The sequence below is a fragment of the Shewanella sp. 0m-6 genome, from assembly GCF_052977325.1.
Window position 1 is genome coordinate 63,353 of sequence record NZ_JBRIMD010000001.1, and the last position, 23,591, is coordinate 86,943.

Sequence of the window (23,591 nt, forward strand, 5' to 3'; positions counted from 1 at the left end):
ATTTTCTCAGCCCTAGTAACGGTCATTATTGGCACCTTGTTACTGGGCATGTATCGCCAGCTGATAAATGAACAAGAGCATCAGCTGGACTTACATCTAGATGCAGAAAAGACCCGTTACCAACAGATGGCGTTAACACTTGATAGGCGCAGTTTTGCGACTCAGGTGCGCGGTGCCGACCCTAAAGTTGCCCTGATTGTTTGGCGTGACTCCCTCGATCTGGTTGGTTCGCTAAGTATGATCCCCAAAGATATGCCTATGCTTCCCGAGAAACGTGAGTTTCCGGTATTTACCGGTGGGCCCGAAAAGCTGCATATCTTAACGGGTGGCATGGTGATGACTCGCTATGGCCCTATGCTCATCGCAACCCGTGTCGACCAGCTTGGCGCGTTAATCGACAAATTCACTAATGCGGCAATTACCGCACTGATGCTGACCGTAGTGCTAACGCTAGCACTGGGCTATCTATTTTCTAAAGCTATTTTACGCCGCCTAGTACAGTACAACCGCTTGAGTAAGCGGATTGAGCGGGGACAATATTCGACTCGATTACCAGTGAGCTGGCGTCAAGATGAGTTTGATATGCTGGCACGCCAATTTAATGGGGTACTCGATGCCCTAGAGAAGAACTTAGCGGCAGTGCGTGGGGTTACCGATAATATCGCCCACGATCTGCGTACGCCCTTGTCTCACCTACGTATTGGGCTTGAGCAGTTACCGAGTAAGCCAGAGGCTGAGCTTGCTGAAAGTTGCGCTATTCTCACTGAAGAACTCGATCATTGTTTGGCGACGTTCGACGCCATGTTGTCATTAACACGCATCGAAGAGGGGCAGCAAACACTCGAACTGCAAGATGTTAGCTTAATTAATATCAGCCAAGATCTATTTGAAATGGCCGATGCGATGGCCGAGTTTAACGGTCAGTCGTTGAAGCTCAGCACGGGTGAAGAGTTTCAGGTCAGTGGCGACAAGTATCTATTATTTCAGGCACTGTTTAACTTGGTCGATAACGCGATTAAATATTCGGGTGAGGGCGCTGAAATTAGCATTTCTCAGAACCGTAATGTTATTTCAATTCAAGATAATGGCCCCGGGATCCCTGAGACTTCTCGTGAGAAGGTATTCGAGCGCTTAGTGCGGTTAGATCCGAGTCGTCACCATAAAGGCACGGGCTTAGGTTTATCTATGGTGAAGGCGATTCTGTCGCGTCATAATGCTAAAATAGCCTTAACCGATAATCAGCCTGGTCTAAAGGTTATTATTACGTTTTAATCTTTGCGCTAGCCGAGCTACTGCCAATTCCTGGAAATCTCAATCTATGTATCAAGTCATTGCCGATGAACGCGACTTTATTGTTATTAATAAGTCCGCCGAGGTGCATTTCCATAGCCAAGACGGTAGCGCTGGCGTAGTTGCTCAAGCCGAGGCCGATCTTGGGATTAAGCTCTACGCCGTCCATCGACTCGATACCATGACCTCTGGGCTTATTATCCTTGCTAAATCTAGTGCTGCTGCGGCTGAGTTTACTCGCATGTTTTCAACGCATTTAGTGCAAAAGTATTATCTCGCACTGGCAAAGGGAAAGCCTAAAAAGAAGCAAGGCTGGGTGATTGGTGACATGGCCAAATCTCGTCGTAGCATGCATAAACTCCTTCGCACGACAGACAACCCGGCAATTACCCAGTTCTTTTCTCATTCTATTGCAGAGGGCGATCGTTTGTATCTGCTCAAGCCCCATAGTGGTAAAACGCATCAACTTAGAGTCGCACTCGCTAGCATAGGTGTGCCTATCTTAGGCGATAGTCTTTACGGCGGAGCGGATGCTGATAGGGGCTATCTGCATGCTTACTGCCTGCAGTTCGATTACTTAGGTGTGCAGTATCAATATATTGCAGCACCAACCTCCGGAGAGTTCTTCCAACAGTCCGCAGTCAGTGCGCAACTTAACGTTTGGCAGCAGCCTCATGATTTATCTTGGCCTAAGCTAAAGAAAAGCTAGATGCGTTAGCACGTTTTTTATTTATGTTTCGTCTTGTGGGTTTAAGTGTCAATAATCGGTAAGTATTGTGGCTTATATTGGCTTTTGCATTCACAATTCAGGCGATAACGAGTAGGATAGTGCCCCTAAAAAGTCCTTATCATTGGGCTATGAATTTTATGGTCGCTCATATCACTGAGTGACAATACTAAGGGTAGACTTAAACGTGCATAAGCGAGCCATATATCCTGGAACATTTGACCCAGTTACCAATGGTCATGCCGATCTTATTGAGCGTGCCGCCAATTTATTTGAGCACGTGATTATTGGCATTGCGGCGAATCCCTCTAAACAGCCTAGATTTACCCTTGCAGAGCGTGTCGATTTATTAAAAATAGTCACGGCTCACCTCGATAACGTCGAGGTGGTCGGCTTTAGTGGCTTATTAGTGGATTTCGCAAAGGAGCAAAATGCTAGCGTCTTGGTCAGAGGATTACGCGCAGTATCAGACTTCGAGTATGAATTCCAACTAGCCAATATGAATCGTCGTTTGAGTCCTGATCTTGAAAGCGTGTTTCTAACTCCGGCAGAAGAAAACTCATTTATTTCATCGACCCTAGTCAAAGAGGTTGCGCTTCATGGCGGCGATGTTAGCCAGTTTGTTCACGCTGAAGTCGCAAATGCATTAACGGTTAAGGCTAAATAGTTGTCCATGCTTAAATTTATTAAAACATCTGCCATTCAGCTTTTATCGGTATTAGCACTGGTTTACTCAAGTGTTAGCATTGCAGCACCTTGGGTCGACACCTCAGATATCTACCTTAGAGCCGATATTCAAGCCCTGGCCGATGCGGGTGTGATTACGGTTCCGGTTAATACCTATCCATTAATGTGGTCAGGTATTGGGGCGGATCTTGCAAACACTGAGCCATCAACGCTCACACCTGCATTAATCGATGCCTATTCGCGGGTGAATTATTACTACCGTAATGCGGTCGATAATCGCGGTAATACCAGTATAAAGCTTGCGGCAGCAAGCGACCCAGCGCGGTTTCAACACTTTGGCTCAGATTATCGTGAGCAAGGTGAGCTGGGTGCATCATACGAGTACGTAGGCGAGCGATTTGCTTATAAGCTATCGGCGTCAGCCAATTATAAACCGAGTGATGACGAAGAGTTTCGTTTCGATGACTCCTATCTTGCGATGGCACTGGGTAACTGGATGTTTACCTTTGGCGCTGTTGAACAGTGGTGGGGGCCGGGATTTGACTCGGCGCTGCATAAGTCGAATAACGCGAGGCCAATGCCGTCGTTAATGCTGAGCCGTAATAATGCACAGGCTTTCGAGACGCCTTGGTTATCTTGGCTCGGCCCTTGGACCTTTACCGCAGGCATTAGTCGATTTGAAGAGGAGCGCTATGCTCCTAATGCACTGTTATGGAATTTCCGAGGCTCGATTCGCCCCTTTAGACAACTTGAAATGGGGCTGTCGTGGACCACTCAATTTTGTGGTGATGGTCAAGAGTGTACTTGGGACAGCGCCTTTAAATCGATAACGGGTCAGCGCGATTGCCGTGCAGATAACGTCGATGAAGTGGGCTGTAGTAACTATGGCAACCAGATGGCCGGATACGACATCCGCTTTAGCGATACTTGGTACAATGTGCCGTTTGGTGTGTATTACGAAAGAACCTGTGAAGATGCTAAAAGCTCTGCGCCATGGGATATCGTAGATTGTGGTTCAATGTTCGGTGCCGATACGCGTTTTAACTTAGATGGTCAGCAGTATAAATTGTTCCTCGAGTACACAGATACTATGGTGTTCTGCGGTGAAGATGAAAATGCCTTTAACTGTTTCTATGAGCATTCAACCTATAGAAGTGGTTCACGTTATTACGGCCGCGCATTGGGTAGCACCTATGACAGTGACGCTAATGTGTATGTTTTAGGCTTAATCGGTCAGTTTGCTGATAGCAAAGGTTTTACCTCGTTACTGCGTTATGCTCAGCTTAATAAAGATGGTAAAAGCCCTAGCCACGGATGGGCACCACAGCCGAAAAAAGAGGACTTGTTGATGCTGGAGTTGAGCTATCGCATGCCATTTTGGTATGGCATGATGAGCGTGGGTGGCACTGTGTCTCAATCAGAATTTGAGGTGCAAGACAACGAAACCAATGCCACCGTATTTGGTACATACGAGTACAAATTCTAGATGATTAAATAGAGCCAACGCCAAAAGCGTTGGCTTTTTAGTATTTAAAGCAGATGAGGTTGGCACTGCAAAGATGCAGCTTGTACTGATCTCTATCGAGCCTACTAACTAAAAATTACATAATAGTGGGTTAAAGTACGTTTTTATTTTTAAATCTTTATCTTTTTCTGTAGGTTACAGCAGAAGCTTAATCAGTTTCTGTATAGAGATGTTTGGTGAGGATCATAGAGGAAAGCCTGAATTTCCCAGTGCTCGCCGATAGTGAATACACCTCTTTGGTAGTGGTTTCAGTCAAAGATTGAACAGGGCTAAGTTTAGCTCTAACAACTTTTTTGGAGTACATATTTTGATTTCAGTCGTTATCCCAGCAAAAGACGAGCAAGCTAATATCGGTCCCTTAGTCGAAGAGATCCATCGAGCCCTAAAAGATAAAACGCCTTTTGAAGTGATAGTTGTTGATGACGGCAGCAGTGATGATACTTTTGGTGAGTTGCTGCGCACCGGCGAGCGACTCGGTTGTGCGACGAAAGCAATTCGTCATCAAAAAAGCACCGGCCAAAGTACCGCGCTGCATACAGGCGTACAAAACGCCAGTGGAGACATCATTGCCACCTTAGATGCCGATGGTCAAAATGATCCAGCCGATATTCCCGCGATGTTAGATCTTATTCCCACCATGACCCATAGTGATTTTTGTATCGCCGGTTACCGTAAAAACCGTAAAGATACCGCCTGGAAACGCTTTCAGTCTCGTGTCGCCAATAAAATTCGCGACGCCCTACTCGGTGACGGCGTGCCAGATACTGGTTGTGGTTTAAAAGTCTTCCCAAAAGCCAGCTTTTTAAAGCTGCCTTATTTCGATCATATGCACCGCTATATTCCAGCACTTATCCGTCGCCATGGCGGTGAGATAAAAGTCTCGGTAGTCAATCACAGAGACCGCATGGAAGGTGAGTCAAAGTACACCGCATGGAACCGTGTGTGGGTGGGCATTGTTGATATCATGGGTGTGATGTGGCTTAACCGCAGAACGCGTTTACCCAATGTAGTTAAAACTGAGACCACACAGGTCAAGTAGTAATGAAACGCTTAGCTAAAACATTATTCGTTATCGCAATACTGGTATTGCTGATGTTTGCTGCCCAGCAAGGTCTATTTGAACACCTAACCGATAGTAACTGGGTGGCTAACTACGTAGAAAGTAATGGCAACAGCGCCTTGGCGGTACTGTTTGTGATGGGGGCGGCATTCACCAGTGTTGGTGGGCCTCGTCAGGTCATCGCTTTTGTATTGGGCTTTGCCTTAGGCGGCGTTTATGGTGCATTACTGGCCACATTGTCAGCACTGCTCGGTTGCGTGATCACCTTCTACTTTGCCCGGTTAACCTTCAGAAGCAGCCTTAAGAAACGCTTCAAAGATAAACTGTTTCGTTTCGAGAGGTTGATCATTCATCGTACTTTCTTGAAGGTACTGATGATTCGATTGTTACCTATTGGCAGTAACGCTTTAACCAACTTATTTGCAGGCACGACTCATGTGAGTGCGTGGAAATTTTTTGCCGGTAGCGGTATAGGTTACCTGCCGCAGATGCTTATCTTTAGTTTTGCAGGTGCAGGCATTGGCCTGTCAGACCACAACAACTTAATCATTAGTATTGTGCTGTTTATTTTCTCCTCTCTGATCGGTGCATACCTGTATAAAACACGCTTGCGTAAACAGGTAGATGAAATTGTCACCGATGAATAATAAGTTTTAATAACTAGTTTTAACAACTGGCTTTAACAACAAGGTCTAATAAAATGGTATTGAAATCGCTACAACAACGATTCAATAGTGATGACTATTATCAAGTGCTGAGCATGCTGCTGCTGTTTGCAGCAGTGATTTTGCTTGTCGGCATTGGCTGGCGTTCGCCTTGGCCTGCTGATGAACCCCGTTTTGCCGAAGTCGCCAGAGAGATGGTGGATTCAGGTCAATGGTTTTTCCCCCAGCGCGGAGGGGAGTTTTACCCTGATAAACCGCCCGTATTTATGTGGGCAATCGCGCTGTTTTATGGCTTGACAGGCAGCTTAAAAGTCGCCTTCTTGCTACCCAATGCATTAGCAGGGTTTTTAACACTATTCCTCGTTTATGACCTAGGTTCAAGACTGTGGAATGTACGTGTCGGCCGTAATGCCGCTCTGCTGTTGATGTTGGCACCGCAGTTTTTAATTCAGAGTAAAAACGCGCAAATCGATGCCATGGTGATGTGTTGGATCACCTTGGGCTGTTATGGTTTGCTGCGTCACTTTATGACGGGGCCCCATTGGCGCTGGTATTTTGCTGGCTGGGCATTTATGGGGCTAGGGGTTATTACCAAAGGTGTGGGTTTCTTACCACTACTTATGCTTATCCCGATTATCGCTTATGCGCTGATCCAAAAAGATCTGTTTAAAGGCCGCCTTAAATGGTGGTGCCTGGCAGGGCCATTGGCCATGTTGGCGGTGATTGCCTGTTGGCTGGTGCCTATGGTGCTGATTGTTCAAAGCCAAGGCACCCCGGAGCTAATTCAGTATCAAAACAATATTTTGTTTAAGCAAACCGGTGAGCGATACGTTAATGCTTGGCACCATATTGAGCCTTGGTATTACTTCTTGATGAGTGTGATACCTGTAATGTGGTTCCCGTTGCCGCTATTGATAGTGGCTCACTGGCAACGCTTTGTCGCCAAGGTAAAAGCCGAGCCTACCATTGCCATATTGTTGGTCTGGGTAGTACTCGTAATCGTGTTCTTCAGTATCAGTCCGGGTAAGCGAGGCGTGTATATCTTGCCTGCACTGCCAATGCTCGCACTCGCGTTATCGGCGATTATTACAGGTACCGAGCCTAAGCGTTGGTTTGAGTGGGGCCTAACAGGCTTACTTTGGTTGCTTGGCTTAGTGTTTACCACAGCGGGTATTTTGGCGCTAATTCATCATCCCGTCGTTGTTAAGGCGATGGCCGATTATTCGGCTGACTTAACGCATATGGGCTATCTGTTGCTGACGGTTGGTTTTATCTGGTTTGCTGTGCTCATTACGCTGCGCCGCTCACAAGCCATGGTGAGAATGGGGATTAGCCTAGCGCTGACATGGATTGTAATGAGCACATGGGGTTACAGTATTTTAGAGCCTATGCGTACGCCGCAAGCCTTAATGGCTAACGCTGCTAAGGCGATAGGCCCAGATGGTCAACTTGGCTTAGTTAAATTTAAAGAACAGTTTATCTTGTTCTCTCCTGTTGATATTACCCACTTTAGCTACCTTGCCCCGCTTGAGCAGCAAGAGCGAAATGCATGGCAGTGGATGCATGAAGGCGATAAGCGCTTTATCTTAGTCGGCGATCATCAACAGCTTAACTGTTTTGATTTTACTGGTGCGAAAAGCATGGGCGTCGCTCATCGCGATGATTGGGTATTGTTAAGCAAAGATAATTTGCTACCGACATGCGCCGAGCCAGATAGACGTTATCAGTATGTCACCCCGACGCCAGGGCGCTGGATGGATTGATCTTAGGTTCTAGGTCCTAGTAAAGGCAGGTCCTAGGATTTAGAGCCTAGGTCCTAGGAAAAGCTGAGACGGTTCAAGCGAAGACGGAAAAGCCGGGAAAGTATGTTCTCTATATGTAGGTTGGGTTTTAGCCCATCAATTCTGGTTTATATAGGATTTGTCGGCCTAAATGCCGACCTACGGAAAGGCTAAGACGGTTTAAAAAAGGTTCTAGGAAAAGCAGGTCCTAGGATTTAGAGCTTAGGTCCTAGGTCCTAGGAAAGCTAAGACGGAAAAGCCGGAAAGGCAAAGAAGGGAAAGTATGTTCTCTATATGTAGGTTGGGTTTTAGCCCATCAATTCTGTTTTATATAGGATTTGTCGGCATAAATGCCGACCTACGGAAAGGATAAGACGGTTTAAAAAAGGTTCTAGGAAAAAAAGGTCCTAGGAAAAGCTAAGACGGTACAAGTCAAGATGGAAAAGCCGTAAAAGCTAAGCAAAGCCAAAGCTACGGTTTTGGCTTTTGCATTTGCTTTTCCTCGCAGGGCGCAGCCCGTCCTAGAACCTAGGTCCTAGAAGTGAGCTTGCGAACGCTCTCGTACCTTCTTTTAAAGCTTTTGGCAAAGGCTACAGAAAACCGTCGCCCGCTGGCCAAGCTTTATTTCACTCAGCATATGTCCGCACTGAGTGCAGGTCTCGCCGCCGCGGCCATAAACATGCAGCTTTTGCGCAAAGTAGCCCGGTTTGCCATCGGCATTAGTAAAGTCTTTTAAAGTCGTACCACCTTGCTCTATCGCCCTTGCCAAGATCTGTTTCACTTCGCTAACCAAAATAGTAATACGCTCTGCATCGACTTTGCCAGCTTCAGTCTGTGGATGAATGCCTGCGGCAAACAGCGCCTCATTCGCGTAAATATTACCCACGCCAACCACGATATGATTGTCCATTAAACACAGTTTTATGGCCTTTTTCTTATTGGCCAAGGCTGCAAGTAGGTAGGGGGCATTAAAAGCATCAGTGAGTGGTTCAGGGCCCAGTTTTGATAATAACGGGTGAGCTTGTTCAGGCAGTTCACACCATAGCCAAGCACCAAAGCGCCTTGGGTCATTAAAGCGCAGGGCTTTACCGCTCGCGAGCACCAGATCAATATGATCATGCTTTTCCACTGGCGTGGAGGCGGGCAGAATACGAAGGCTACCCGACATGCCTAAATGCACTATGGTGGTTCCCGCATCCGTATCAATCAGCAGATACTTAGCACGGCGGCGTACATTACGAATGGTCTGGCCGATAATCTGCTTAGCAATGTCGGGGACTGGCCATCTAAGTGAAGGGTTACGGATGATTAACTCAGTCACTTCATTACCAATAAGGTAAGGCGATACACCTTGCCTGGTGACTTCAACTTCGGGGAGTTCCGGCATGTATTCTCTCTTTTATGGTTATTTAGTGATGGCTTGAATTTCGCGATACGACGAACTTACTTTACGTTCAGGATTCGAGCCTATATTACGCACTTAGCTTGCTAGCCTAAATTACTAGCTTAGTTTGCTTGAGCACGAACAATAGGGATTAAGCTTTCACGTAAACTTGCTGGGATCTGATACCAATTCCCAGCAGGTGACTTTAGCAAGCCTTGCTCACTAAATAAAATCCACAGCTGTGCATCAATCAGGTCATCGACCTGGATCACCAACTCTATAGGCTCGCCTGAAGTTTCAGGATTATCGGTGAGTGCCGAGATATGCACTTGTTCCCACGCATTAGACCACTCTAAACAGTTGAGCACTTCGCTGCTACATTGCCAACCAGACTGGCGTTTTTGCAGCCAAAGCTCACCGTATTGTAACTGGGATAGCGGCGCAGCTTTGTCGAAGAGTGCCTGAGTCTGCAGTGGCGTTATTTTGCTGTTATCGTCAATGACGGTAAGCACTGAAATCATCAAAATAGATGCGAGGATGATGATGGTGTTCCACTTTTTGCGAGAGAAAGCCATGTTGGGAATTCAGCTTTTTGTTTTATTTAGGGGATCTGATAAGTGTATCTGCAAGTGGGTGGAACCACAAATTATGCTAACGGTGGGTGTACCGTCATTTACCACTTTTTGGTGCATCAGGCTGCACCTGACTTTTAAGTTAGACTGCGTCTAACTATTAAATCAATCAAGCTTCGCTTGATAAAAGTCGTGAGCTTCCAGCTCACACTCGGCCAAGAGGGGATCAACAGCAATCCCCTCTTGGATCGCCCCTGCCGCCCCGACGAAGTTACATGCATTAGATACGGGCCTCGTACTTATTCGAAATAGCCTAACGCTTCCGATGGGACATCTGATGTGAATGGATTCACAAATGCCGTGAAGGCATGAATGCCTAGGAACGGCCTGTCCCGCGAAAGCTATGCCCACATCCGTGGGGGCATTACGACTATTTCTTCAACGTATTTCGGCAACTTCGATGGGGAAATCGTGGTTTCTGCTTGTTAATCTATTTCATTTTTTTCGATGGATAGTCGCTTAATAAACATGAAATCAGCGACCTAGCTGATACTTGCAGAGAACAATCATGTTACCTAAAGAAATTGCTCAATTGGCTGTGCAGAAGCTAAATAAGAAGTTATCTAACGAAATTTTTTTGATTATTCAGAATGACCGTGAATTAATGCAGGCTTACCTAAAAGCTGTTGAGGCGAATGGTGTTGAATCGGTAAACCAGCAAATTGGTAAAGAGATTAAAGCGTCTTACCAATTGGTTAATATCAATAAGCGCGAAGATGATCCGTCTTGTACTTTGATTAAGAGTCATCAGATGTTTGAGTAGCGAGACTCTTGCTCGTTTTTGCTTAATCTATCAGGCTGCGCCTGACTTCTAAGTTAGACTTCGTCTAACAACTAAAGTCGTGAGCTTCCAGCTCACACACGTCCAAAAGGGGATCAACAGCAATCCCCTCTTGGATCACCCCTGCCGCCCCGACGAAGTTACATGCATTAGATACGGGCCTCATGCTTCAATAAAAATCGCCTAACGGCTCAGATGGGACATCCATGTCCCGCTGAGCCTGAACCATCATCCATGATGGTTCCACGGCATTTTCATTTCCGTATTTCGGCAACTCCGATGGGGAGTTGGCGTTTTCTGTAACCTTTGAGTCGTTGTTGGTCTTGCAGTGTCTTTGTTTTTTCTTGTCTTTTTATAGGTCTAACGCAGAGGTTGAAAGGTTGTGCTTTTCGAACCCAGTGCAGATGCGGCCGTGACCGCCCATGACATGGACGTCATGGGCGAGCTTCCATGGATGGACTTGCAGCGTGTCGCGGCAGTGTCTGCACATACGCTGACCGCAGGTCATTGGAACCACAGATGGTTGATTTCAATCTGCGCTTGATAAAGGTCGTGGTGCTTCGCTTCACATTGGTAGTGCATCAGGCTGCGCCTGACTTCTAAGTTAGACTTCGTCTAACAATTAACGTCGTGGGATTCCATCCCACACCCGGGCAAGGAGGACTGCTCGTCCTTATCCTCCTTGCATCCACCATGACGCCCCGACGAAGTTGTTGATCCTCATACTCCAATAAAAATCGCCTAACGGCTCAGATGGGACATCCATGTCCCGCTGAGCCTGAGCCATCATCCATGATGGCTCCACGGCATTTTCATTTCCGTATTTCGGCAACTCCGATGGGGAGTTGGCGTTTTCTGTAACCTTTGAGTCGTTGTTGGTCTTGCAGTGTCTTTGTTTTTTCTTTGTCTTTTTATAGGTCTAACGCAGAGGTTGAAAGGTTGTGCTTTTCGAACCCAGTGCAGATGCGGCCGTGACCATCCATGACATGGATGTCATGGTCGAGCCTCCATGGATGGACTTGCCGCGTGTCACGGCAGTATCTGCACATACGCTGACCGCAGGTCATTGGAACCACAGATGGTGGATTTCAATCTGCGCTTGATAAAGGTCGTGGCGCTTCGCTTCACATTGGTAGTGCATCAGGCTGCGCCTGACTTCTAAGTTAGACTTCGTCTAACAACTAAAGTCGTGAGCTTCCAGCTCACACACGGCCAAAAGGGGATCAACAGCAATCCCCTCTTGGATCACCCCTGCCGCCCCGACGAAGTTGTTGATCCTCATACTCCAATAAAAATCGCCTAACGGCTCAGATGGGACATCCATGTCCCGCTGAGCCTGAACCATCATCCATGATGGTTCCACGCATTTTCATTTCCGTATTTCGGCAACTTCGATGGGGAACTGGTGTTTTCTGTAACTACAGGTGAGCCTCTTGTTTTTTGTTTTTATATTGAGAACTCAGAACTGAAAGTTTCCAGCTTTTCTAACCCGGTGTAGATGCGGCTTAGGCCTTCGAAAACAAGGATGTTTTCGCAGAGCGGTCAGGGCCAGTTCTATTATGAAGAGAAAAAGCGAGCCTCAGAAGTATCTGCACAATTGCCTGCCGCAGGCAATTGGAACCATTGATGAGGCAAAGGTTCACACCTTATTTCTAGTGGAATTAACATTCTGAAAAGACACATAAAGTGTATCAAGTAATTTGATGTGTTATTTTAAAACAATGGGTTATATTCGATTGATGAACATTAACTAGACTTATTTATAATGGTTAAAGTTCTGTACGGATAGAAGGATTACACACCTGTTTCGTTAGGGGCTATTAATTTTTTTGGGAGGGGAATGTGGAATTTCCTACAGATCGTATCTATAAATTCTCGTCATTTAGCGATAACTCTATTTCGGCGTTAGCAGAAGGGGCTGTCTGGTTTTCAAAAGTTAAAAATCTCAATGATCCTTTTGAAGGTTTTGTCTCCTATATAGAACCGAAAGATGAGGATGAGAAAGTCACACAACTTATTAAGTTTGGTGCAGAGTTTTTGAAAGGTAAAGTGGCTCCTCAAGAAGCCCTAGAAATCGCAACGCAAAGGTATTTAGTTGACAGCGAGGTGTTCATTGAAAAAATGAATAACTCTATGATCGAACTTAAAAAACAGCGAGAGGCTTTTTTTAATTCATTGTGTGTATTTTCAACTACAGTGGACATACCCGAATACCCTTATCCCAACTATGCCAATATGTTGATGTGGTCGCATTATGGAAACGGCTTCTCTGGATTTTGTTTGCAGTTTTCTGCTAGTGAGTTTTATCGGTCACTCAAAGTGCTTAATCCAAAAATTGCTTGGAGTACCGTTGATTATGTGAGTGAGCCTAAGAATTTCAACATCTTAGATTATTTAAGTGAAGATGATATCGAGTATTGTCGACCTATTTTAACCAAACATGAGCAATGGGATTATGAAGGTGAATTGCGCTTTATCTCTCATAATGAAGGTCTGCATCGTTACTCTATCGATGCTCTTGAGGCTATTTATATTGGAGAGAAAATGCCATTAGGACAGCAGAAGGTTATATTAGCTATTGCTAGTCAATACTTTCCAAATGTTAAGGTGTTGAAGGTTTGTGTTCATCCGAGTGGTTATAGTGTCATAACAGAAGAAATAAGAATATAGGATCTAGTACGTGTGCCGATTAGGTTATATTGGATATAGCCCCATACCGCATTAGCTTAGATAAATAATATGCCAAGTTTTGGAGCGAAAACCTGTTTTACCCATCTAATCTTAATAGACCAGAAGCAAAAAAGTTCTTAAGCGAACGTGATACTTTTGGCTGTTTCGGTGTTAAATCATCTGCAATTTTTGATGTTTTACCCAAAACAGGCATATACATAAAACCCGACAGTGACGTCGGGTTTTATGTATCTAGCGTACAGCTAATTCAAAGCTAACCACAGTGGCTGCAGAAAACACCAGACCACCAACAAGCGAAAACTAACTGTTCAAGCAACAGTTAACCGCCCGTTGCATTCATAAACCGCAGGATCTGGGTTTCGCCGTTGGGGTCAAAATGGTGCTCTTTTGGCTTGTGTTGAATGCCGTCTAGAATCGCTACTTTAAGCTTTTCTATGTCACCGGGGAACTCGCGTACAATCGCTTTTAAGTCGACCGAGTTTTCGTTGCCTAAGCAGAGTAACAGTTTGCCCTCTACGGTGACGCGGACACGGTTACATTCGTGGCAAAAGTTGTTGCTGTGTGGCGAGATAAAGCCTACGTGGATGTCGCTGCCGGGCATGGTGAAGTAACGCGCAGGTCCACCTGTACGGCGGTTTGAGGCGATAAGTGGGTAACGCTCGGTGATAATGTCCTGGATCTCTTTACTGCTGCAATGGCGGCTGCGCTTGCGCTCGTCGATAACGCCAAGCGGCATCTCTTCGATAAAGGCGATATCTAGGTCTCGCTCGCGGCAAAACTCGATTAAATCTAAGACTTCATCATCGTTTTGACCACGCAAAATCACCGCGTTGATCTTAATCTTTTTAAAGCCCGCTGCAATGGCGGCGTCGATACCCGCGATAACGCGGTCAACTTTGCCGTTACGGGTCAGCGTGGTAAACAGATCCGGCTTTAGCGTATCTAGGCTGATGTTGAGTCGGTTTAACCCTGAATCATGCATCTCTGCCGCGAAGCGGGTTAAACGCGAGCCGTTGGTTGTCATCGACAACTCTTCAAGCCCAGGTAACTTACCTAATAGCTTCACTAGCTGATCGCAGTCGGTGCGCACTAACGGCTCACCGCCGGTTAAGCGGATTTTCTTTACGCCAAGTTCGGTAAAAGCTTGGGCAACCCAAGCTAATTCTTCCAGACTTAACACATGCTCTCTGCCTAAAAAGCAGGGATCTTCGCTCATGCAATACACGCAGCGAAAATCACAGCGATCAGTGACTGATAGGCGCAGGTATTCTACCGTGCGACCAAAAGTGTCAACGATTAAACTCATACTAACTACCTACATGACCTCTATAGAAGGTCGGCAAAAGGTTGAATATAAACTGTGTCACCTGGATTTAACTGGTCATCTTTCTCGCCTATTACGATGAGGCAGTTTCCTTTTACCATTGAGCTAAGCATCCCTGAGCCCTGAGCACCTGTTGTGGTTACATGTAACTTGCCGTCAGCAGCTAAATGATAGATGCCGCGGGTAAACTCTGTTCGGCCAGTACGGCTGCGCAGCGGTTTGTCGGTAATCGCGGGTACCATAGCCGGTGCCCAGTTTTGCTCGCCTGCAAGCTTACGAATTGCTGGCTGTACAAATTGTAAGAACGACACCATTACTGCTACTGGGTTACCCGGTAAACCGAAGAATAAGCTATCGTCGATTTGGCCAAAGGCTAGTGGGCGACCCGGACGCATATTGATGCGCCAGAAGTTAATTTGTCCGACCTGTTCAAGTACGGTTTTAATATAATCGGCGTCGCCGACTGATACACCGCCTGAACTGATCACAATATCTGCCTGGGCGGCGCCATCTTTTAACGCTTGCGCCAGTGCCGCTTCTGAATCTTGAATAATGCCTAAATCGATCACTTCACAACCTAGCTTTTTCGCCATCGACTTGATGGTGTAGCGGTTAGAATCGAATATGCAGTTAGCCTTTAATGGCTCCCCTGGCTGGCAAACTTCATCGCCAGTTGAGAACACGGCAACTTTTGGACGTTTAAATACCGGTAACTCACCAAAGCCAAGTGAGGCGAGTAAACCTTGCTCTGCAGCGTGCAAGCGAGTGTGGGCTGCAAGGGCTGTTGCACCTTGAGCAATGTCTTCACCCGCTTGGCGTACGTGCTGGCCTAGGCTCATTTCACCTTCAAAACGCACTTCGCCATCTTGCTCGTTGGCAAGCTCGCGTAGCTGAATCGTGTCTGCTCCTGCTGGCAATGGTGCGCCTGTCATAATGCGCACGGCTTCGCCAGCGGCAATTGTGCCGTTGTAAGCGTGGCCAGCCATCACTTCGCCAACCATCTTGTACGCTGCGCTGCTGTCATCACTCAGTTTAAAGGCGTAACCGTCCATTGCTGAGTTGGTGTGCTGTGGCACATCGACAGGTGAAATGGCGTCGCTTGCAAGGATACGGTTCTCTAGTTCATCAAGCTCAACCGCTTCTGTTGCGGTTACCGGCTTAACGTAAGATAAAATCTTATCGATACCTTGTCGCACTGACAGCGTGCTGCTGTTATCTAACTCGCAGCCACAGGTTGGCGCCATCGGCAAATCAACCGGGCATGGCTTCCATGCGGCAATGTACTCACCCACATAGTCAGCGATTTGCTCAATATTATTGATGTCTAAGCGGCGTAGTTCGCTGGGTAATTCTGTGTCATCACAGCAGGCAATGGCTTGAATATTATCATCATTGGTATGGATGAAAGGCTTGCCATGAGCGGCGCGGTGCAGTTCAATTTTAGGCAGTTCGAGCTTTTTAAAACCTTCAACGAGGACGATATCAACCTTGTCGGCTTCAATCTGTTTCAGCAAATGTGGTAGCTCAGGGTCGCCGTCTTTGGCGTCTTCAGTCATTAACGCCCAGCGTACATGAGAGGCAACCAGCATCTGCTTTGCGCCTGCTTTGCGCATTTCATAGCTGTCTTTACCTGGAATATCGACGTCGAAGTTATGATGAGCATGCTTAATGACTGCGAGTCGCACACCTCGGCGATTAAGCTCAGGGATTAATTGCTTTAACAATGTGGTCTTGCCTGTGCCACTGTAGGCGCAGAATCCGAGTACAGGAATCGATAACGGATTAGTAAAAGGTATGCTCATTTACACCTCTAGTGATTTTTTTCATTAGCTATGGCTTCACCTAGCTGCTGTTTTTGTTCTGGTGTGTTCACGTTTACAAATGCATTTGGCTGATCTGAAAACTCGGTGACCACATAGTGATGCTTGGCGTACCAAAAATCGATTTTGCGTTCGCCAGCATCTAAAAATGCTTTCATGGATGCACGTAAACTTGGCTTGAGCAGCATGACGACAGGTTGCTCGCGTTTACCGTCACTCGCCACAGCGAGCTCGGCATCTTCAGCCGTTAATTTCGCTAGCATTCTAGCGACTAAATCTGTTGGTAACAGTGGGCAATCGCAAGGAACGACCAGTAAATATTCTGCATCGGTATTGCTCATTGCGGTGATCATGCCAGCTAGTGGGCCTAAATAGCCGCTATCTTGGTCACTGATCACTTTAAAACCAAACTCAGAATAACGGTTTTGGTTTCGATTTGCGTTGATCAGGATCTCCTTAACTTGAGGTTTTATCCGATCAATAGCATGTTTAATCATCGGCTGATTTTCTAGCTCGACTAAACCTTTGTCGTTTCCACCCATGCGTCTGGCCATACCGCCAGCAAGGATTACTGCATCAACTCGTGCTGTCATCACTGTTACCCTATTGTTTATTGCAGTTTTACTTAAAACTTGCTCATTTAAGTTACCCAAGCGATACGTTCAAATTAGCTGAAAACTCAGCCTGCGCATCATTACTGCTTTTAAGTGCGCAAAGTGTATCGGTGGTAATGGTTTTATCGCTAATCAGCCAAGCATGATCGCATACTTTGGTTAACATACAAGTCTGATGGCTACTAATTAACATGCCAGTTCCCTGCTGTTTTAAGTCGCTAATCATCTGCAAAACTAAATGTTGCGAGTGTTTATCCATATTAGAGGTCGGTTCATCTAGCATCAGTAGCTTGGGCTGGATAATCCAAGCTCTAGCAATCGCTAAGCGCTGCTTTTCTCCGCCAGACAGGCTAGAAGCGGCTTGGGTCAACAGGTGGCGCAACTGCGCTTTGTCGATCGCTTGCTCGGTTCGAGCTTTGAGAAGCTGTGTATCTGCGTGTAAGAATCTTAACGGGTAGGTCAAGTTATACAACACGCTACCTTCAAACAAGTAAGGGTGCTGGTGCAAATAAATGGCCTTGCCGGTGATAGAGTTGCTACGCCACCAGGGGGCAATGCTAAAGCCTTGGGCTTGAATCGTCCCCGATGTTGGCTGAATAAAGCCTGCGAGCAATTTCATCAAGGTGGTTTTACCGCAGCCGTTGTCACCTTGTAGATGAATGACACGGTTTTGTTCAAACACTAATTTAGCAGCGCTAAACAGATGCTTGCCTTCAAAACGCATCTCAAGATCCTGTGCAATGATCCTCGCACCCGCTTTTGTATTATTGCTTGCTGTTTTCGCTGCCATGATAGATGCCATTTGTTTAATGACTCCTCGGCTCGGCTTTGCCTCTAAGTGTACCTAGAGCAAAGTTTAAAATGAGTGCTAGAACGAGTAGTACAAGTCCGAGTGCAATCGCTTGGGCAAAGTCACCTTTACTGGTTTCCAGTGCAATTGCGGTGGGAATATTACGTGTGACGCCAGCAATATTGCCGCCGACCATCATCGAACAACCAATTTCAGTCAATATACGACTAAACGCGGCAACAATAGCTAATAATAGTGGAACTTTAAGTTCTCTGCAGACTGCCCAGATGGCACTTAATGCTGGTGCACCTAGTGTTCGAGAGGTTTCCCATGCACGGCGATCGACACTGGTAAAAGCCGCTTGGCTCATGGCAACTAATACAGGAGCGCAAATTAGCATCTGGCCTAAAATCATGCCTTTTTGGGTGAACAGCCATTTGAGATCGCCAAGGGGACCCATGCGGGTTAGCAGCAGATAGACCAGCAGGCCGATGACAACTGTTGGAATAGATTGCAAGGTTTGGATTAGATTGGTGACTAACCAGCGGCCAGGAAAGCGAGTAAAGGCCAACAGAAAGCCCAGCACCATAGAAGGCAATAGCGTGATCGCTAAAGCCGCAAATGAGACTGAAAAAGAAACAGCTATAATGGACCACACTTCTGGGTCCAATGAAAACAGCAGGCTTAATGCCTGCTGTATAAGGGCTAACCAGCCTTCATTCATTCGCTATATGTTGCCTTGAACAATTGTTCTCCCTGAACTTTATAATTGTTGATCATGCCTTGCGCTTCAGCGCCGATCAGCCAGTCGCTCAATGCTTTAGCACCCTTGTGGTTTAGTGTTGGGTACTTAGCTTCACTGATGAGTATGATTTGGTATGGGTTAGCCAGTGCTTTACCGCCATCAAAATCTACTGCTAGATCTATTTTACCTGAATAAGCAACAAAAGTGCCACGGTCAGATAGTGTATAACCTTCTAATTCGCTAGCCATTAGTAGCGTTTTGCCCATACCTTGACCAACTGCAGTGTAACCTTTGAATTCTGGAGTAATATTAGCATTCTTCCAAATAAGCAGCTCTTTCATGTTGGTGCCGGAGTTGTCACCACGTGAGATAAAAGGTACACCTGATTTAGCGATTTTAGCAAAGGCTTCTTCAGCGGTTTTGCTTGAACGAATTTGAGCAGGATCGTTCTTTGGACCTAGCACTACGAAGTCATTTTCCATAATGCCACGTGGTAGACGGCCGTAACCCTCTTCAACGAATTTTGCTTCAGCGCCTGGCGCATGAGTCATCACAACGTCCACGTCACCCTGGCGAGCAAGCTTAAGGGCTTTGCCGGTACCTGTTGCAATAACTTGTACTTGGTAGCCTGTTTCAGCTTCAAATTTGGGTAATAAATTCTTCAGTAGACCTGAGTTTTCAGTACTAGTCGTGGTAGCAAGCTTAATGACTTCGTTAGCTTGAGCTGGCATACCAACAAATAGCGCAGCGGTAACCGCAAGACCAATAACGCGTTTAAGGTTTAGCATTTTTACTCCTTGGAAAATAAAATGGGCTACTCGATACCTGAGCACCTGATTGAAATCGAATTCAATCGACTTAAAAGCAAGTTTGATGCCATGCTTGGTTTGCGTTATTTCAGTTCACATTTGTAACTCATGTGTGATCTTGGTCGCGTTGATGGCAAAAAAAGCACAGACATTATGTCCCAAGATCGCGATTACATGGTTCATAGTGACCTATTTGAACGGGTTAGATGTTAGACTTGATGCATAATGAGTCAAATTGTCCCTCGGCCAGACAAGGTGGGACAGAGAATAAATAATATGAAGCCACTTCCTTCTGCAGTATCTGTACTGATCGTTGATGATGAACCCGGCATGCGCAGCTTTTTAAAGAAAGCGCTTGCTAAAAAGTTTGCTTTAGTCGAAACCGCGTCCAGCGTCGAAGATGCTGAGCAACTGCGTTCGCGCTGTCATTTTGATCTGTTAATTGTTGATATTCGTCTACCCGGTCGTTCAGGTATTGAATGGCATGAGGCGCTCAACGATCAAGAACGCCGCTCTGATATCATCTTTATGACGGGCTATGCCGATATGGATGTGGCGATCAAGGCACTACGAGCTGGCGCGTCTGATTTCATTATGAAGCCTTTCCATTTAGAGCAGATGATGAAGGCGGTTGACCGCTGTATTGAACGTCGCTTGCTTAAGCGTGAAAATCTGATGCTGCGCCGAGAGGTGTCATTTAACCAATCCTCGACCATCATTGGTCAAAGCGATGCGATGACGGAAGTGAAGCATATTATCGAACGCGTCGCACCAACCAACGCCGTGGTGTTGATTGAGGGCGAATCGGGTACGGGTAAAGAGCTGGTCGCCAGACAGTTGCATATTCTTAGTGGTCGCCAGGGGCCGTTTGTGCCCGTTAACTGTGGCGCGATTGCACCAGAGCTATTAGAAAGTGAGCTGTTTGGTCATTCAGCGGGCGCATTTACCGGTGCAAAAGGTAACAGAGAAGGCTTATTTAGCTTTGCCTCAGGTGGTACAATTTTCCTCGACGAAATCGGTGAAATGCCACTTAAGATGCAAACGGCATTATTGCGCGTACTTGAGCAACGCACCATTCGTCCTGTGGGTAGCGAAAAAGAAATTAATATCGATGTGCGCGTGTTGGCGGCAACTAACCGTAAATTGTCGGAAGAAGTTGAAGCCGGCAACTTTAGACGTGACCTGTACTACCGTCTTAACGTGCTCGATATCGTGATCCCGCCACTGCGCGATCGCCCTGAAGATATCGTTGAGCTAACCCATCACTTTACTTGCCAGTTGGCAGCAGAGTTGGGGGTAAAAGAGGTGGTCTGGAGTCATGAAGACCTATTAAAGCTGCAACAACACGAATGGCCAGGTAATATTCGTGAATTGCGCAATATGATTGAACGCTGCATTTTGTTAGGTAAGCCACCCGCCGAGTACTGGAAAGCACAACCTAAGGCTGAAATGCTGGTTGAGTCGGGTTATCCATTACAATGGGCGCTTAAAGACGTTGAGCGTGACCATGTGACACGTGTTGTTGATGTGCATGGTGGTAATAAATCAGCCGCCGCGCGCGATTTAGGTGTGTCACGTAAGACGCTAGATAGAAAATACAAAGAGTGGTTCGGCGGCGAAGCCGATAAAGAAGAATAACAATAACAATGAGATCGCTCTAGGGGAGTAGCTGTGTCGTTTTTTTCCAATATGTTTGGTGTGAGTTGGCAGCAAATGCAGGCTAAGGTGCGTTATCGCATCTTGATTTTAACCTTGTTGCCTATCTTGCTAACCTTAGTCAGTTTGGTTTTTATTACCATATATTGGAATATAAGCTACACAGGTAAGCAGCTGTTTATGAAGGTCAAAGCCGATTTGACCGTGGCAAACAGTACTCTAATTACCGTCCAGGATAATCAAGAAAAACAGCTTGAGTTGGTGATGGAGTCCTGGCCGTTTCAGAATGATTTTCGCCAAATTGGTAATGACTCCAAGCAACAGCGCAATAATCTGCAGCAGGTTTTAGACCAGGCCAAAAAAGATCTTAACTTAGATTTTTTACGGCTGATTAGTGTGTCTGAAGCCGCGGCCGATCCCGATTTAAGGCAGATGCTTCCCCACATCGAAGGCGTGGCACCTTTCTCTGGCTTAATGGTACTCGAACCAAGCCGTTTAGCCCGCATAGACCCTGAACTCGCCGACAGAGCCCAAGTGACTGTAATGAAGACATTGCGGGCACAAGAACCCAGTAAACATTTAGAAAAACGTGGCCTGTTAAGCAGAAGCTTACTGCCCGTTGCTGATACCAATGGCAACGTTTCCTGGTATTTAGATGGCGGTATCATGCTTAACCGTGACACCCGTATCGTCGATCACATTCGCGACTTAGTGTACGACAAGGGCACATTACCAGAACGCTCAATCGGTACTGTCACCATCTTCCTCGATAATATCCGCATCAGTACTAACGTTCCGCTGCATTTCTTCCCTCAAGGGGATGACAAACAAGGTCGAGCACTCGGCAGTTTGGTGTCATCTGAAGTGCGCGAAAAGGTGCTTAATCAAGGCCTACTCTGGGTCGATAGAGCATTTGTTTTCAACGATTGGTTTATTTCAGCCTATTCACCACTAGAAGATATTAACGGTAAACGTATCGGTATGATCTATACCGGATTTTCTGAGTCGCCGTTTATCCATAATTACCTGCTTAACATTATTGAGCTCGGGACTATCTTGATGTTGGTGTTGCTGGTCTCTGGTTGGCTGGTTTATCGCGGTGCCTACAGCTTATTGCAACCGATAGAGCGTATTCACCATGTGGTAAAAGCGGTGCAATCGGGTCGTAATTTACGCATAGGATCATTGGGTCTAGACAGTGGCAATGAGCTGTCTAACCTCGCAGAGCAGTTTGATCGCATGCTGGATCTTCTGCAGCGACGCAACACCCAAATTCAAGCCGCAGCCGAGCAGTTAGAAGTTAAAGTTGAAGAGCGTACTCGCAGCTTGCAAGAAAAAACTGAAGAGCTACAAGCTAATGTGGCACTGCTTAATGAGACTCGACAACAGTTGGTGATCAATGAAAAATTGACCGCGTTGGGTGAGCTTACAGCGGGTATTGCTCATGAGATCAATAACCCGACAGCGGTGATCTTAGGCAATATGGAATTGCTTAAATACGAGCTAGGCGATAGAGCTGATGACGTTGAAGAAGAGATTGAGCTAGTGATCCAGCAAGTGGGTCGTATTAGCACCATTATCCGCAGCTTGTTGCAATACAGCCGTCCTGGGGAGTTTAACGCCCCGTTAGAGATGCACCAGATCACCCCCATTATCGAAGAGATGCTGGTATTAGTGCGCCACTCGATTCAAAAGCAGCAAGTGGTGCTTAACCAAGAACTCAATGCGAGTTATCCCATTCAGGTGAACCGCCCGCAACTGCTGCAAGTGCTTATTAATCTCGTGGTAAACGCCGCCCATGCAATGAACGGTAAAGGCCAAATCTGGATCCGTACCTATGACTGGGTGCAGCATGGCGAGCCAGTTGGAGTGAAAATTGAAGTCGAAGATGAAGGTAAGGGTATTCCAGAGGAAGAGCTTAACCGTATTTTCGACCCTTTTTACACCACGCGTAAAGATGGTACTGGATTAGGCTTATCGCTGAGTTACGGCATTATTAAGCGTATTGGTGGCACCATTGAGGTGAGTTCTACAGTAGGCAAGGGCAGCTTGTTTACTATTGGTTTGTACCATAAGGCCATCGAAGACCAGAGTAATACTCCCTATGAAGGCTTGCAGTTTAGCGGTAAGCATAGCGATATGTCGAAAGACTAGCTGCTTAATCAGATCGCTTAAACAAGAGCTCTTGCTCAGAGCTCTTAAACAAGAGTGTTTCAGTAGAACGCTTGAACAGGGCCTTTTAAAGAGTATGGCCAATGCGGTGTCGCTTGCCTACATGCAGGTATTAATCTCAGCACAACTGAATGACAGATAAAAAAATAGCCAGGAAATAATCCTGGCCACAAAGAGTGTGTGAGCAATGTCGTGCTTAATAAAACTCAAACTTTAAGGAGATGAGATGCCTTTAAGTATTAGCGAGTTTCGGAACGCATGCAAATAGTAATCATTATCATTTGATCTTGCAAGTACAATAACCAATCAAATCGTAATTATTTCAAAAATAAATATTACTTGATTTAAAACAGTATTTTAGCTTTCGTTATTTACATTGAAAACCCACTCAGTTTCAGACTGAAATATGTATTTCTTTGAACTTAACTCAAAAAAATA

The 23,591-nt window shown here is 46.1% G+C and carries 21 protein-coding genes; 12 read left to right on the forward strand and 9 right to left on the reverse strand.

The window, feature by feature from the left end:
- Positions 1–48: 48 nt before the first annotated feature.
- The 7 genes from ACVBJC_RS00310 to ACVBJC_RS00340 all read left to right on the forward strand — a co-directional run bounded on the left by ACVBJC_RS00310 (position 49) and on the right by ACVBJC_RS00340 (position 7,717).
- The gene (locus ACVBJC_RS00310; RefSeq protein ID WP_447159141.1) at positions 49–1,272 is read left to right on the forward strand and encodes a sensor histidine kinase; all 1,224 of its coding nucleotides are present in this window, start codon (positions 49–51) and stop codon (positions 1,270–1,272) included.
- Positions 1,273–1,318: 46 nt separating this feature from the next.
- On the forward strand, positions 1,319–1,999 hold the full coding sequence (locus tag ACVBJC_RS00315) for a TIGR01621 family pseudouridine synthase (protein WP_447159070.1): 681 nt from the start codon (positions 1,319–1,321) through the stop codon (positions 1,997–1,999).
- 205 nt (positions 2,000–2,204) lie between these two features.
- The gene (coaD, locus tag ACVBJC_RS00320; RefSeq protein ID WP_447159069.1) at positions 2,205–2,684 is read left to right on the forward strand and encodes a pantetheine-phosphate adenylyltransferase; all 480 of its coding nucleotides are present in this window, start codon (positions 2,205–2,207) and stop codon (positions 2,682–2,684) included.
- Positions 2,685–2,690: 6 nt separating this feature from the next.
- A complete protein-coding gene (locus ACVBJC_RS00325; RefSeq protein ID WP_447159068.1) occupies positions 2,691–4,190 on the forward strand; it encodes a capsule assembly Wzi family protein in 1,500 nt (499 codons plus the stop codon).
- Positions 4,191–4,536: 346 nt separating this feature from the next.
- Complete coding sequence (locus ACVBJC_RS00330; protein ID WP_447159067.1) at positions 4,537–5,268, forward strand: glycosyltransferase family 2 protein; 732 nt, start codon at positions 4,537–4,539, stop codon at positions 5,266–5,268.
- Positions 5,269–5,270: 2 nt separating this feature from the next.
- Entirely contained in the window at positions 5,271–5,936 is a 666-nt protein-coding gene (locus ACVBJC_RS00335; RefSeq protein WP_447159066.1) for a TVP38/TMEM64 family protein, read from the forward strand.
- 59 nt (positions 5,937–5,995) lie between these two features.
- On the forward strand, positions 5,996–7,717 hold the full coding sequence (locus tag ACVBJC_RS00340) for an ArnT family glycosyltransferase (RefSeq protein WP_447159140.1): 1,722 nt from the start codon (positions 5,996–5,998) through the stop codon (positions 7,715–7,717).
- A gap of 589 nt (positions 7,718–8,306) precedes the next feature.
- Here the strand turns inward: ACVBJC_RS00340 and mutM are convergent.
- The gene (gene mutM / locus ACVBJC_RS00345) at positions 8,307–9,122 is read right to left on the reverse strand and encodes a bifunctional DNA-formamidopyrimidine glycosylase/DNA-(apurinic or apyrimidinic site) lyase (RefSeq protein ID WP_447159065.1); all 816 of its coding nucleotides are present in this window, start codon (positions 9,120–9,122) and stop codon (positions 8,307–8,309) included.
- Positions 9,123–9,241: 119 nt separating this feature from the next.
- Entirely contained in the window at positions 9,242–9,694 is a 453-nt protein-coding gene (locus tag ACVBJC_RS00350; protein ID WP_447159064.1) for a hypothetical protein, read from the reverse strand.
- A gap of 565 nt (positions 9,695–10,259) precedes the next feature.
- On the opposite strand from ACVBJC_RS00350, the gene ACVBJC_RS00355 reads away from it, so the two are divergent.
- Both ACVBJC_RS00355 and ACVBJC_RS00360 read left to right on the forward strand, forming a co-directional pair.
- Positions 10,260–10,514, forward strand: a complete 255-nt coding sequence (locus tag ACVBJC_RS00355; RefSeq protein WP_439267530.1) for a hypothetical protein — start codon at positions 10,260–10,262, stop codon at positions 10,512–10,514.
- A 400-nt stretch (positions 10,515–10,914) separates the two neighbouring features.
- Positions 10,915–11,076 (forward strand): hypothetical protein, encoded by a 162-nt coding sequence (locus ACVBJC_RS00360; protein WP_447159063.1) that lies wholly within the window; start codon positions 10,915–10,917, stop codon positions 11,074–11,076.
- Positions 11,077–11,706: 630 nt separating this feature from the next.
- On the opposite strand, the gene ACVBJC_RS00365 is transcribed toward ACVBJC_RS00360, so the two are convergent.
- Positions 11,707–11,895 carry a hypothetical protein gene (locus ACVBJC_RS00365; RefSeq protein ID WP_447159062.1) on the reverse strand — a complete coding sequence of 63 codons (189 nt, stop codon included), beginning with the start codon at positions 11,893–11,895 and terminating at the stop codon, positions 11,707–11,709.
- A gap of 479 nt (positions 11,896–12,374) precedes the next feature.
- Here ACVBJC_RS00365 and ACVBJC_RS00370 point away from each other — a divergent pair, with 479 nt between their 5' ends.
- The gene (locus ACVBJC_RS00370) at positions 12,375–13,202 is read left to right on the forward strand and encodes a DUF2971 domain-containing protein (RefSeq protein ID WP_447159061.1); all 828 of its coding nucleotides are present in this window, start codon (positions 12,375–12,377) and stop codon (positions 13,200–13,202) included.
- 340 nt (positions 13,203–13,542) lie between these two features.
- Here the strand turns inward: ACVBJC_RS00370 and moaA are convergent, their stop codons facing one another.
- Genes moaA through ACVBJC_RS00400 form a run of 6 tightly spaced genes read right to left on the reverse strand, consistent with a single transcriptional unit; the run spans position 13,543 to position 19,304 of the window.
- Positions 13,543–14,529 carry a GTP 3',8-cyclase MoaA gene (moaA, locus tag ACVBJC_RS00375; RefSeq protein WP_447159060.1) on the reverse strand — a complete coding sequence of 329 codons (987 nt, stop codon included), beginning with the start codon at positions 14,527–14,529 and terminating at the stop codon, positions 13,543–13,545.
- 20 nt (positions 14,530–14,549) lie between these two features.
- Complete coding sequence (locus tag ACVBJC_RS00380; protein ID WP_447159059.1) at positions 14,550–16,349, reverse strand: bifunctional molybdopterin-guanine dinucleotide biosynthesis adaptor protein MobB/molybdopterin molybdotransferase MoeA; 1,800 nt, start codon at positions 16,347–16,349, stop codon at positions 14,550–14,552.
- Between the two features lie 8 nt (positions 16,350–16,357).
- Positions 16,358–16,960, reverse strand: a complete 603-nt coding sequence (gene mobA, locus ACVBJC_RS00385) for a molybdenum cofactor guanylyltransferase MobA (RefSeq protein ID WP_447159058.1) — start codon at positions 16,958–16,960, stop codon at positions 16,358–16,360.
- A 52-nt stretch (positions 16,961–17,012) separates the two neighbouring features.
- Entirely contained in the window at positions 17,013–17,771 is a 759-nt protein-coding gene (locus ACVBJC_RS00390; RefSeq protein ID WP_447159057.1) for an ABC transporter ATP-binding protein, read from the reverse strand.
- 16 nt (positions 17,772–17,787) lie between these two features.
- On the reverse strand, positions 17,788–18,495 hold the full coding sequence (locus ACVBJC_RS00395) for an ABC transporter permease (RefSeq protein WP_447159056.1): 708 nt from the start codon (positions 18,493–18,495) through the stop codon (positions 17,788–17,790).
- Complete coding sequence (locus tag ACVBJC_RS00400; RefSeq protein WP_447159055.1) at positions 18,492–19,304, reverse strand: substrate-binding domain-containing protein; 813 nt, start codon at positions 19,302–19,304, stop codon at positions 18,492–18,494. Before ACVBJC_RS00400 ends, ACVBJC_RS00395 begins: the two co-directional genes overlap by 4 nt.
- Before the next feature lie 276 nt (positions 19,305–19,580).
- On the opposite strand from ACVBJC_RS00400, the gene ACVBJC_RS00405 reads away from it, so the two are divergent.
- Positions 19,581–20,963: a sigma-54-dependent transcriptional regulator gene (locus tag ACVBJC_RS00405; protein WP_447159139.1), complete on the forward strand. Its 1,383-nt coding sequence runs from the start codon at positions 19,581–19,583 to the stop codon at positions 20,961–20,963.
- A gap of 33 nt (positions 20,964–20,996) precedes the next feature.
- On the forward strand, positions 20,997–23,135 hold the full coding sequence (locus ACVBJC_RS00410) for a sensor histidine kinase (protein ID WP_447159054.1): 2,139 nt from the start codon (positions 20,997–20,999) through the stop codon (positions 23,133–23,135).
- The last annotated feature ends 456 nt before the right edge of the window (positions 23,136–23,591 follow it).